Raw genomic sequence first — 11,947 nt, forward strand, 5'->3', positions numbered from 1 at the left:
CATGTCACACCGCACCCGAGAGGACGCCATGCCCGCCTTCCACCTCGCCTCGACCTCGCCCGCGCGGCGGATGCTGCTCGCCCAGGCCGGCCTCACCGCCCAGGCGTTCTCGCCCGAGGTCGATGAGGACGCCGCCGTCGCGGCAGCCGAGCGCGACGCCGGAGCCCCGCTCAGTCCCGAGCAGACCGTTGCGCTTCTCGCCCAGGCCAAGGCCGAGGCGGGCGCCGCGATGCTGCGCGCGCGAGGCGTGCGCTCGGGCCTCGTCTTCGGCGGCGACTCCGTCTTCGTGCTCGACGGCGTCATCTACGGCAAGCCGCACACCGCGGAGGAGGCCCGCCGCCGCTGGCTGCTGCAGCGCGGCCGCACCGGCACGCTCCACTCGGGCCACCATGTGATCGATCTGGCGACGGATGCCGCCGCGCACGCCGTCGCGGCATCCGATGTCTCGTTCACCGCCGACATGACCGACGCCGAGATCGACGCGTACATCGCGAGCGGCGAGCCCCTGAAGGTCGCGGGAGCGTTCACGATCGACAGCCTCGGCTCGGCGTTCATCGACCGGGTGACGGGCGACCCCTCGACGGTGGTCGGCCTGTCGATCCCCACGCTGCGCCGCCTCGTGCGGGAACTCGGCCACGAGTGGACCGAGCTGTGGGGGCCGTCGAGCGACGCCGACGCGCCGGCGCCCACTCCCGCCGATTGAGCCGCAACGCGCGATCCGTTGTGGACTGACGCCAGCCCCGCTCCCGCATTTTTGTGGAGGTCACCCAATTTCGGCGCTGGCTCTCGGTTTAGGCTTGGGAACTGTGCCACGTATATCGAAGGTCCTGATTGCCAACCGCGGCGAGATCGCCGTTCGTATCATTCGCGCCGCGCGCGACTCCGGCAGAGGCTCGGTCGCCGTCTACGCGGACCAGGACCGCGACGCGCTGCACGTCAAGCTCGCTGACGAGGCGTACGCCCTCGACGGCACCACGAGCGCCGACACGTACCTCGTGATCGACAAGATCCTCTCGGTCGCCCGCCGCTCCGGCGCCGACGCCGTGCACCCGGGCTACGGGTTCCTCGCCGAGAACGCCGACTTCGCGCGCGCCGTCATCGACGCGGGACTCACGTGGATCGGACCGAGCCCCAAGGCCATCGAGAAGCTCGGCGACAAGGTCTCCGCACGGCACATCGCCGAGAAGGTCGGCGCGCCGCTCGCGCCCGGAACCCTCAATCCCGTCTCGGGCGCCGACGAGGTTCTCGCGTTCGTCGACGAGCACGGCCTGCCCGTCGCGATCAAGGCGGCGTTCGGCGGCGGCGGTCGCGGCCTCAAGGTCGCCCGCACACGCGACGAGGTCGCCGAGCAGTTCGACTCCGCGACGCGCGAGGCCGTCGCCGCGTTCGGTCGCGGCGAGTGCTTCGTCGAGAAGTACCTCGACGAGCCGCGCCACGTCGAGACCCAGTGCCTCGCGGATGCCGGGGGGAACGTCGTCATCGTCTCGACGCGCGACTGCTCGCTGCAGCGTCGTCACCAGAAGCTCGTCGAGGAGGCGCCCGCCCCGTTCATCACCGACGAGCAGAAGCAGAAGCTGTATGACTCCTCGAAAGCCATCCTCAAGGAGGTCGGCTACGTCGGCGCAGGCACGTGCGAGTTCCTCATCGGCAAAGACGGCACCGTCTCGTTCCTCGAGGTCAACACGCGGCTGCAGGTCGAGCACCCCGTGTCCGAAGAGGTCACGGGCATCGACCTCGTGCGCGAGCAGTTCCGCATCGCCGAGGGCGGCGCTCTGGACTACGACGACCCCGAACCGCAGGGCCACTCGTTCGAGTTCCGCATCAACGGCGAGGACCCGGGCCGCAACTTCCTGCCGCAGCCCGGTCCGATCCACGAGTTCCGCACCTTCGGCGGCCCCGGGATCCGCCTGGATTCGGGCGTCACGACCGGTGACGTGATCTCGGGAGCGTTCGACTCGCTGCTCGGCAAGCTCATCGTCTCGGGCAAGGATCGCGAAGAGGCGCTCGAGCGTGCCCGCCGCGCTCTCGACGAGTTCGAGGTCACGGGCATGCCGACCGTGCTTCCCTTCCACCGCAAGATCGTGCGCGACCCCGCATTCACGGCCGAGGACGGGAACTTCGGCGTGTACACGCGCTGGATCGAGACGGAGTTCGACAACGACATCGAGCCGTGGGACGGCGAACTCAGCGACGCCGCGCCCGCCGACGAGCGCCACAACGTCGTCGTCGAGGTCTCAGGCAAGCGCATCGAGGTGAGCCTTCCCTCGCGCATCCTGCCGACGACGGGCGGCACCTCCCGCGTCGCCCCGACGGCACCGCGCCGTGGCGGACATGCGAAGGCGGTCGCGTCGTCGAGCGGGAACGACATCAACTCGCCCATGCAGGCGACCGTCGTGAAGGTCGTCGTCGAGACGGGACAGAAGGTCGTCAAGGGCGACCTGCTGCTCGTGCTCGAGGCGATGAAGATGGAGCAGCCGATCGCCGCGCCGCGCGACGGCGTCGTCTCGGAGATCGACGCGCCCGTCGGACAGACGGTCTCGAGCGGTCACCGCCTGCTCTCCCTCGTCGAGGCGTAGGCGCTTCCCGCCCATCGCGGGAACGGAAGCAGAATCATTTTCGGGAGCCACGACATCGTGGCTCCCGAAAATCGTTCTGCCTCCGTTCTTCCATCGACGCGGCTGTTTGTCGTCCACAGGGCTCTCGCGAGGCCGACAATCCACAAAATATCGCCGGGCGGAGCAGAAGCGGTCGCCCGACGACGAAGATCGGCGTCATGGATCGCGCTGAAGCTCAGGAATTGCTTGTCCGCCGTGCTCACTATGTCGCAAGCGGACGTTCTCACCACGACCTTGCCCAGGGACTGAAGCGAGGGTCTCTCGCACGAGTCGCGCCCGGCGTGTACGCGCCCACCGGAATGTGGGCCTCGCTGTACGGAGAGACGCAGCACGCGCTCCGTGTCTTCGCACAAGCGGAGCGGCTCGGTGACGTCGTCTTCTCGCACCACTCTGCTGCGGCCATCCACGGCTTCAAGATGCTGGGCCCGTGGCCTGAGAAAGTGTGGGTGACGGTTCCGCGGGCACCCGGGAACGGCGGCCGTTCCAGCGGCGCGGTGATCCGACGTATGTCCGACCTCGCCGAGGACGATGTCGTGGAGATCGACGGAGTGCGCGTGACGAGTCCCGCGCGAACCGCTGCCGACCTTGGCCTGCCTGCTGCCGTTCACAGAGGGCGTGGCTCTCGTCGACGCCGTCAGGAGTCGCCGTCGTCCGATCCTCACACTTGACCAGTTGTCGGCCGCCCTCGATGCCCTCGGAAACCGGCACGGCGCCGAAAAGGCTTCGCGGGTGTTCGCTTTCTCGACGGACCTGTCGGATAGCGTGCAGGAGTCGCGCAGCCGCGTGCTCATCTACGAGTTCGGCTTCCCGTGCCCTGTGCTTCAGTATGAGCTCGTATGTGACGGTCGACGGTATCTCGCCGACTTCTGGTGGCCCGTCCAGCGCCACTGGGGTGAGTTCGATGGGCTCGGGAAGTATCTCTCCGCCGAATTCCAGGCAGGCCGCACCCCCGATCAGATCGTCGTCGCCGAGAAGCGGCGAGAAGACGCCATCCGAAGGAACGTCGCGGCCTTCTCCCGCTGGGATGTGCGGGACCTCAACGACCCTGCTCGGTTGTATCGGATCCTCACCGAAGCGGGACTCCCCTGCGAGGGACGTCGGATGCTGCCGAGCTGACTACAGCACGATGTGCATCGCCCGAGCGGCATCCGATATCGAGCCGGTGAGCGACGGGTACACCGTGTACGCGCTCGCCACCTGGTCGACCGTGAGCCGGTGCTCGACGGCGAGCGCGAGGGGGAAGATCAGCTCCGACGCGCGCGGAGCGACGATGACGCCGCCGATGACGGTGCCCGACCCCGTGCGGGCGAAGAGCTTCACGAAGCCGTCGCGCACGCCGATCATCTTCGCGCGCGGATTCGCCGAGAGCGGCAGCTTGTAGATGTTGCCTTGCGCGATTCCCTCTTCGATCTGCTTCTGGTTCCAGCCGACCGTGGCGATCTCGGGCTGCGTGAAGATGTTCGAGGTGATGTTGCGCACCTCGATCGGGGTCACGGCGTCGCCCATCGCGTGGAACACCGCCGTGCGGCCCGACATCGACGCGACCGAGGCGAGCGGGATCTCGGTGGTGCAGTCGCCGACGGCGTAGATGTTCGGGATGGAGGTGCGGGAGACGCGGTTGACGCGGATGTGACCCGAGTCGTCCATCTGCACGCCGGCCTCCTCGAGGCCGACGCCGGCCGTGTTCGGCACGGCGCCGACGGCCATGAGGCAGTGGCTTCCGGTGACGGTGCGCCCGTCGGTGAGCGTCGCGACGACGCCGTCGGCGGTGCGCTCGACCTTCTCGGCGCGTGACTTGTTGAGAACGGTCATGCCGTCGCGCTTGAAGACGCGCTCGATCACGGCAGCGGCATCCGAGTCCTCACCGGGGAGAACCTGATCGCGACTGGAGATGAGCGTCACCTTCGCGCCGAGCACGCAATACGCCGACGCGAACTCGGCGCCCGTGACGCCCGAGCCGACGACGATGAGGTGCTCGGGCAGGCGGTCGAGGGAGTACAGCTGCTTCCAGGTGAGGATGCGCTCCCCGTCGGGCTTCGCGGTGGGCAGCTCGCGAGGGCTTCCGCCGACGGCGACGATGATCGTGTCGACCTCGATGCGGTCGAAGTCGGTTCCGCCGCGGCCCGTGGAGACGATGACCGCGTCGTTTCCGTCGAGCCGGCCCTCACCGTGCACGATGCGCACTCCCGCGTGAACGAGGTTCGCGCGCATGTCCTCCGACTGCTGACGCGCGAGCGAGGTGAGGCGCTTGTTCACCGCCGCGAGGTTCACGGTCACTTCCGGCCGGACCGGCTTCCCCGTCTCCCCCGAGCGGGCGAAGAACTGCACGCCAAGGTCGGCGGCGCCGCCGATCGCCTTCGCGGCCTCGGCCGTGGCGATGAGTCCCTTCGACGGGACGACGTCGGTGATGACCGCAGAGCCCCCGACGCCCACTCGCTCGACGAGTGTGACGTCGGCTCCGAGCTGGGCCGCCGCGAGCGCCGCCTCGTATCCGCCAGGGCCTCCGCCGACAACGGCAACGCGTTGCTTGCGCTCGAACTCATACGCCATATCCCCGAGTCTATCGGCACCGCTTAGACTGATTGAATGCCAGAGATGCACACGAATCCCTTGGATGCCGCGGGAGCTGACCCCTTCGAGGTCGCCGCCGCAGCGGCCGCGGACATCGCCGACAAAAGCGGCGTCGCCCACCACGACATCGCTCTCACGCTCGGCTCCGGCTGGGGCAAGGCGGCCGAACTCATCGGAGAGACGACGGCCACGATCCCCGCGACCGAGATCACCGGATTCTCGAAGCCCGCGCTCGAGGGCCACGTCGGCACGATTCGCTCGATCCTGCTGCCGAACGGCAAGCGCGCCCTCGTGATCGGCGCGCGCACCCACTACTACGAGGGACACGGCGTGCGACGCGTCGTGCACTCGGTGCGCACGGCCGCCGCGACCGGCGCGAAGACGATGATCCTCACGAACGGCGCCGGGGGCATCAAGGAGACGTGGACTCCCGGCACACCCGTGCTGATCAGCGACCACATCAATCTCACCGGCGACTCGCCGCTCGAGGGCGCGACGTTCGTGGATCTCACCGACCTGTACGCGCAGCGCCTGCGCGACATCGCCCACCGCGTCGACCCGTCGCTCGATGAGGGCGTGTACTGCCAGTTCCGCGGTCCGCACTACGAGACGCCCGCCGAAGTGCAGATGGCGAAGACCATCGGCGGTCACATCGTCGGCATGTCGACCGCGCTCGAGGCGATCGCCGCTCGCCAGGCGGGCATGGAGGTGCTGGGCATGTCGCTCATCACGAACCTCGCGGCCGGCATCCAGGCCACCCCGCTCAGCCACGAAGAGGTGATCGAGGCCGGCAGAGCCGCCGAAGCCACGATCAGCCGTCTTCTCGCCTCGATCATCGCGGAGCTCTGATGACAACGCACGAGAACGACCCCATCGTCACGACCGCGCGCGCGTGGCTCGTGCAAGACCCCGACGAGACGACGCGCAGCGAACTCGACACGCTCGTGCGGGACGCCGAGGCCGGAAGCGAGATCGCCCTCGACGAGCTGCACTCGCGCTTCGACTCGCGCCTCGCGTTCGGCACGGCCGGGCTGCGTGGACGCATCGGCGCCGGCTCCGCCCGCATGAACCGCGTTCTCGTCGCCCAGGCCGCGGTCGGCCTCGGCCGGTTCCTGCTTGAGCGAGAGGAGGCGCCCAGCGTCGTCATCGGCTACGACGGCCGCACGAACTCCGACGTGTTCGCGCGCGACACCGCCGAGCTGCTTGCCGGCGCGGGCGTGCGCGCGATCCTGCTGCCGCGCCTTCTGCCCACGCCCGTTCTCGCGTTCGCGGTGCGCCACCTGAACGCCTCCGCCGGCGTCATGGTGACGGCGAGCCACAATCCGCCGAAGGACAACGGCTACAAGGTGTACCTCGGCGGCGACGACGCCGGCTCGCAGATCGTGCCGCCCGTGGACAGCGAGATCGCCGCGCACATCGAGCGCGTCGCGAACGACGACAGCGTGCTCGAACTGCCGCGCCGCACGGACTATGAGATCGCGGACGAGAGCGTCCTCGACGCGTACGTTGCGGCGGCATCCGCTCTCTTGCCCGAGGGCGGCGAACGCCTCGAGGTCGTGTACACGGCGATGCACGGCGTGGGCTGGGAGACCTTTCGTCGCGTGCTCGCGGCCGCAGGCTGGGGCGAAGTCGCCTCGGTGCCCGAGCAGCAGGAGCCGGATGCCGCGTTCCCGACGGTCTCGTTCCCGAACCCCGAGGAGCCGGGCGCACTCGATCTCGCGTTCTCGCTCGCCCGCGATACGGGCGCGGAGCTCATCATCGCGAACGACCCCGACGCCGACCGCATGTCGATCGCGATCCCCGACGGCGACAGCCCCGAGGGGTACCGACAGCTCACGGGCAACGAGGTCGGCTGGCTGCTCGGCTGGGACGCCGCGCGCCGCGCGAGCGCCACGGGTGAGACGGGTGGTGCGCTCGCGTGCACGATCGTGTCGTCGCCCGCGCTCGCGAAGGTCGCGGAGAAGTACGACCTCCGGTTCGTCGAGACGCTCACGGGCTTCAAGTGGGTCTCGCGCGTGCCGCGACTCGTGTTCGGCTACGAGGAGGCCATCGGCTACCTCGTGAACCCCGACGTCGTGCGCGACAAGGACGGCATCACGGCGGGAATCGCGTTCCTCGCCCTCGCCGCCGATGCGAAGGCGGAAGGGCTCACGGTCGCGGACCTGCTCGAGGGCTTCACCGAGACGTTCGGCTTCTTCGCGAGCGACCAGCTCTCGGTGCGCGTGACCGATCTCTCGATCATCGCCGCGATCATGGCGGAGCTGCGGCAGAACCCGCCGCAAGTGCTCGGCGAGCAGGTCGTGACGCGCATCGACGACTTCGCCAACGGGCTGCAGGGGCTGCCGGCGACCGACGCGCTGCGCTTCGTGCTCGAGGACGGCTCGCGCGTCATGGCGCGGCCGAGCGGCACCGAGCCGAAGCTCAAGTACTACATCGACGTGACGGCGCCCGCGGGCGAGCGGGATCGGGCGCGCGAGGTGCTGGCGGGCATCCGCAGCGACCTCGACGCGTTCTCGAAGAACGTCGCCGCCCGCTTAGGCTGACGGAATCAGAATCGGTTTCGGGAGCCAGGACATCGTGGCTCCCGAAACCGATTCTGGCTCCGGCGCGCGTTTGTGACTCCCAGGGCGGGTCGGATGCCGCTTAGCCGAGCGCCTCGTCGAGCTTCCGCTCGATCTCCGCGACGTCGAAGTAGTTTTCGATGACGACGATGTCGGCGAAGGTCCTGCCGATGTGCGACACGAGCTCCGGCGACGTGAGGATCACTTGCGCGTTCGCGGCGGCATTCTGAACGTTCGCGACATCGCTCGCCGTGACGCGAGCGGCGATGCCGAGCTTCTGCAGTGCGCGCTCGGCGTTGACGGTGAGGATCGCGGAGGTTCCGACGCCGGCGCCGCAGATCGCGACGATGTGCTTCACGAGCTCACGCCCTGCTTCGCGACGCCGAGGATCTCACGCACCGCGTCGGGCTCGCGAGCGGCGGCGAGCGCCGGGATCGCGGTCTCGTCGTTGAACACGTTCGCGAGAGCGGCCACCTGGGTGACGTGCGCGTCGGGCGAGGTGACGGCGAGCCCGACGACGACGGAGACTGGGTCGTTGTGCGGGTGGCCGAACGTGACGGGAGTCTCGAGGGTCACGACAGACAGCCCGTCGCCGAGAACGTCGGCGCCGGGGCGGGCGTGCGCGAGCGCGAGGCCGGGCGCGATGACGATGTAGGCGCCGTACTGCTCGATGACCTGGATCATGCGCGTCGTGTACTCGTCTGTCGCGACGCCGCTTGCGACGAGAGCGTCGCCGGCCAGACGGATCGCCTGCCGCCAGTTGCTTGCGTTCGCGCCGAGATTCAAGGCGGAATCGGGAAGCGGTGGCAGCGGCATCGGCACTCTCTCCGTATGGTTCGGGTGAGGCGATCGGGCTCTCGGTCGTGAAGGGCCCTGCCTCACCGCCTATTTTAGGCGCGGCGCCTGAACGCGCGGTTCACGCCCCGTAACTCTCGGCATCCTCGAAGCCCTGACTGATGACGTCGGCCAGGTCTTCACGCTCCTCGAGCGGCAGGAACGCGGCCGACGCGGCGTTCAGCTGGAACGTCTCGAGATCAGCGAGGTCGTACGTGAACGCGTCGGCGAGCAGGCTCAGCTCGCGCGTGAGCGTCGTGCCCGATTGGGTGCGGTTGTCAACATTGACGGTGACGCGGAAGCCGAGCTGGTAGAACAGGTCGAACGGGTGGTCGGCGAGCTCGCTGCCCCACGCGGCTATCGCCCCCGTCTGCAGGTTCGATGAGGGGCTCAGCTCGAGCGCGATCTCGCGGTCCTTGACCCATTCGGCGAGTTCGCCGAGCGTCACGTAGGTGCTGTCGGCGTCCGCGCGCTCGATCGTGACGTCCTCGGCGAGGCGCACTCCGTGGCCGAGCCGGAGCGCGCGCCCGTCGAAGAGCGCGCTCTCGATCGAGAGCAGTCCGTCGGCCTCTCCCGCGTGCACGGTGACGGGCAAGTGGTTCTGCGCGAGGTAGTCGAAGGCGAGGCGGTGTCGGCTCGGCGGGAACCCGGCCTCGGCGCCGGCGATGTCAAAGCCCACGACGCCGCGGTCGCGGTGCCGCACGGCGAGCTCGGCGACCTCGAGCCCGCGGTCGGCGTGCCGCATCGCCGTGACGAGCTGCCCGACGCGCATGCTGCGTCCCTGCCGCTCGACCTCCGTGACCCCGGCCTCGAGTCCTGACTGCACAGCCTCGACGGCCTGGTCGAGACTCAGTCCGCGAGCGAGGTGCTGCTCGGGCGCCCAGCGGACTTCGCCGTAGACGACGCCGTCCGCGGAGAGGTCGAGAACGAACTCGCGCGCGATGCGCTCGAGAGCGTCGGCGGTCTGCATGACCGAGGTCGTGAGGTCGAACGTCGTGAGATAGTCCACGAGGTTGCCCGCGTTGCACTGGGTGAGGAACCAGTCGCCAAGGGCCGCGGCATCCGATTCGGGCACGTCGACGCCGGCCTCGTCGGCGAGCTCGATGATGGTCTGCGGGCGCAGGCCGCCGTCGAGGTGGTCGTGCAGCGACACCTTCGGCAGATCGCGCAGGTTGACTCGGCCGATCGTGTAGTCCTCATCCAGTTCAGTCACGCCCTCAGGGTACCGTGCTGAAACGTATCATTGCGGTGGAGACCGAAGGAGTTCACATGTCATCATCGCCCGAGCGCGTCTGCTTCCTCATGCACCTCAAGCCCGACCGCGTCGCCGACTACCTCGCCGTGCACGAGCGCGTGTGGCCCGAGATGCTCGAGGCGCTGCGGCAGGCCGGCTGGCGCAACTACTCGCTGTTCCTGCGCGCCGACGACGGCCTCGTCGTCGGCTACCTCGAGACCGACGACTACGCGGCCGCGCAGGCCGCGATGGAGCGCACCGACGTCAACGCGCGCTGGCAGGCGTCGATGGCGCCCTACTTCGTGTCCGAGAGCGACCCCGACCGGGCGAGCGAGCGACTCACCGAGTACTTCCACCTCGCCTGAGACGAGCGGATGCCGCTAGCCGATGCGGTTCGCGACGAGCGGGCCGCGCTCGAAGCTCGTGCCGGGCGGCGCGATCTCGAAGGCGCCGTCGAGCGCGTCGAGCGCGCGGTCGAAGCGCGCGTCGTCGTCGGCGGACAGCGTGAAGAGCGGCTGCCCTGCGGCAACGGTGTCGCCCGGCTTCGCGTGCAGCTCGATGCCCGAAGCGTGCAGCACGGGGTCAGTGGCGCGGGCGCGGCCCGCGCCGAGGCGCCACGCGGCGATGCCGAACGGCAGCGCCTCCTGGCGCACGAGCACGCCGTCGGCCTCGGCCGTGACCGTGTGCGATTCGCGCGCCGTCGGCAGCGCGGCATCCGGATCCCCACCCTGCGCGATGACGGTCTTGCGCCACACGTCCATCGCCCGGCCGTCCTTCAGCGCTTCCTCGACGTCGGCGTCGGGCTGGCCGACGAGGCTCAGCATCTCGCGCGCGAGGGCGACGGTGAGCTCGACGATGTCGGCGGGCCCGCCGCCCGCGAGCACGTCGAACGACTCCTGCACTTCGTTGGCGTTGCCGATCGCGCGTCCGAGCGGAACATTCATGTCGGTGAGCAGCGCGGAGGTCGCCACGCCCGCGTCCCGGCCGAGCTCGACCATCGTGCGCGCGAGCTCCTCGGCCTTCGCGTAGTCGGTCATGAACGCGCCGGAGCCGAACTTGACGTCGAGGACGAGCGCCTCCGTGCCCTCCGCGATCTTCTTCGACATGATGCTCGAGGCGATGAGCGGGATCGCCTCGACCGTTCCCGTCACGTCGCGCAGCGCGTAGAGCCGCTTGTCGGCGGGCGCGAGGCCCGTCCCGGCGGCGCAGATGACGCCGCCGATGTCGCGCAGCTGGGCGAACATCTCGTCGTTCGTGAGGTTCGCGCGCCAGCCGGGGATGGACTCGAGCTTGTCGAGCGTGCCGCCGGTGTGCCCGAGGCCGCGGCCGGACAGCTGCGGGACCGCGACGCCGAACGACGCGACGAGCGGCATGAGCGGGAGCGTGATCTTGTCTCCGACGCCGCCCGTCGAGTGCTTGTCGACGGTGCGCTTGCCGAGCCCCGAGAAGTCCATGCGCTCGCCCGAGGCGATCATCGCGAGGGTCATGTCCTTGATCTCGCGCCGGCTCATGCCGTTGAGAAGGATCGCCATCGCGAGCGCCGCCATCTGCTCGTTGCCGACGTACTCGCGCGTGTACGCGTCGATGAGCCAGTCGATCTGCGCGGTCGACAGCTCCCCCTTGTCGCGCTTCGTGCGGATGATGTCGACGGCGTCGAACGCCTCGATGGCCTGCTCAGGCATGGTGTCTCTTCCTGTGTTCGGTGGGTCGGATGCCGCTCAGGCGCCGTACTCCGCCAGCTGGCGCGGACCGAACGCGTCGGGCAGCACCTCGTCGATCGTGCGGATGCCGGAGACCGTCTCGAGCAGCATGCCCGGGACGGCGTGCTCGAACAGCAGCTGGCGGCAGCGGCCGCACGGCATGAGCGTGTTGCCGTCCCCGTCGACGCACGAGAACGCGACGAGCTGGCCGCCTCCCGTCATCGCGAGGTTCGACACGAGGCCGCACTCGGCGCACAGCCCCACGCCGTAGCTCGCGTTCTCCACGTTGCAGCCCGTCACGATGCGGCCGTCGGTCGCGATCGCGGCGGCCCCGACGGGGAACTTCGAGTACGGCGCGTACGCCTTGCGCATCGCCTCTTCGGCCGCGCTGCGCAGCGCGCCCCAGTCGATCGAGCCGTCGTCCATTCCGCT

General features: G+C 69.3%; 12 protein-coding genes. 6 read left to right on the forward strand and 6 right to left on the reverse strand.

Annotated features, from left to right (window positions below):
• Position 1 precedes the first annotated feature (1 nt).
• From BLV49_RS01250 to BLV49_RS01265, 3 genes are all read left to right on the forward strand, one after another.
• Positions 2-703: a Maf family protein gene (locus BLV49_RS01250; protein WP_245723493.1), complete on the forward strand. Its 702-nt coding sequence runs from the start codon at positions 2-4 to the stop codon at positions 701-703.
• A gap of 103 nt (positions 704-806) precedes the next feature.
• Positions 807-2,576, forward strand: coding sequence for an acetyl/propionyl/methylcrotonyl-CoA carboxylase subunit alpha (locus BLV49_RS01255; RefSeq protein ID WP_091179037.1), 1,770 nt, complete (start codon positions 807-809; stop codon positions 2,574-2,576).
• Positions 2,577-3,230: 654 nt separating this feature from the next.
• Positions 3,231-3,731: a hypothetical protein gene (locus BLV49_RS01265; protein WP_143033927.1), complete on the forward strand. Its 501-nt coding sequence runs from the start codon at positions 3,231-3,233 to the stop codon at positions 3,729-3,731.
• Here the strand turns inward: BLV49_RS01265 and BLV49_RS01270 are convergent, their stop codons facing one another.
• A complete protein-coding gene (locus BLV49_RS01270; protein WP_091179042.1) occupies positions 3,732-5,165 on the reverse strand; it encodes an NAD(P)H-quinone dehydrogenase in 1,434 nt (477 codons plus the stop codon).
• A gap of 36 nt (positions 5,166-5,201) precedes the next feature.
• On the opposite strand from BLV49_RS01270, the gene BLV49_RS01275 reads away from it, so the two are divergent.
• Both BLV49_RS01275 and BLV49_RS01280 read left to right on the forward strand, forming a co-directional pair.
• Positions 5,202-6,035: a purine-nucleoside phosphorylase gene (locus BLV49_RS01275; RefSeq protein WP_091179043.1), complete on the forward strand. Its 834-nt coding sequence runs from the start codon at positions 5,202-5,204 to the stop codon at positions 6,033-6,035.
• Positions 6,035-7,729 (forward strand): phospho-sugar mutase, encoded by a 1,695-nt coding sequence (locus BLV49_RS01280; protein ID WP_091179045.1) that lies wholly within the window; start codon positions 6,035-6,037, stop codon positions 7,727-7,729. The genes BLV49_RS01275 and BLV49_RS01280 overlap by 1 nt, the downstream gene beginning before the upstream one ends.
• Positions 7,730-7,829: 100 nt before the next feature.
• Here BLV49_RS01280 and BLV49_RS01285 read toward each other — a convergent pair whose 3' ends face one another.
• The 3 genes from BLV49_RS01285 to BLV49_RS01295 all read right to left on the reverse strand — a co-directional run bounded on the left by BLV49_RS01285 (position 7,830) and on the right by BLV49_RS01295 (position 9,794).
• A complete protein-coding gene (locus BLV49_RS01285; RefSeq protein ID WP_245723494.1) occupies positions 7,830-8,105 on the reverse strand; it encodes a PTS sugar transporter subunit IIB in 276 nt (91 codons plus the stop codon).
• Positions 8,102-8,563 carry a PTS sugar transporter subunit IIA gene (locus BLV49_RS01290; protein WP_091179048.1) on the reverse strand — a complete coding sequence of 154 codons (462 nt, stop codon included), beginning with the start codon at positions 8,561-8,563 and terminating at the stop codon, positions 8,102-8,104. The genes BLV49_RS01285 and BLV49_RS01290 overlap by 4 nt, the downstream gene beginning before the upstream one ends.
• A gap of 100 nt (positions 8,564-8,663) precedes the next feature.
• On the reverse strand, positions 8,664-9,794 hold the full coding sequence (locus tag BLV49_RS01295) for an adenosine deaminase (RefSeq protein ID WP_091179050.1): 1,131 nt from the start codon (positions 9,792-9,794) through the stop codon (positions 8,664-8,666).
• A 56-nt stretch (positions 9,795-9,850) separates the two neighbouring features.
• Here BLV49_RS01295 and BLV49_RS01300 point away from each other — a divergent pair, with 56 nt between their 5' ends.
• Positions 9,851-10,180 carry an L-rhamnose mutarotase gene (locus BLV49_RS01300; protein WP_091179052.1) on the forward strand — a complete coding sequence of 110 codons (330 nt, stop codon included), beginning with the start codon at positions 9,851-9,853 and terminating at the stop codon, positions 10,178-10,180.
• A gap of 15 nt (positions 10,181-10,195) precedes the next feature.
• On the opposite strand, the gene BLV49_RS01305 is transcribed toward BLV49_RS01300, so the two are convergent.
• The gene (locus BLV49_RS01305) at positions 10,196-11,497 is read right to left on the reverse strand and encodes a thymidine phosphorylase (protein WP_091179054.1); all 1,302 of its coding nucleotides are present in this window, start codon (positions 11,495-11,497) and stop codon (positions 10,196-10,198) included.
• Between the two features lie 36 nt (positions 11,498-11,533).
• Positions 11,534-11,941, reverse strand: a complete 408-nt coding sequence (locus BLV49_RS01310; RefSeq protein ID WP_091179056.1) for a cytidine deaminase — start codon at positions 11,939-11,941, stop codon at positions 11,534-11,536.
• Positions 11,942-11,947 lie beyond the last annotated feature (6 nt).

The sequence above is a fragment of the Paramicrobacterium humi genome, assembly GCF_900105715.1.
Classification (GTDB): Bacteria; Actinomycetota; Actinomycetes; order Actinomycetales; family Microbacteriaceae; genus Paramicrobacterium; species Paramicrobacterium humi.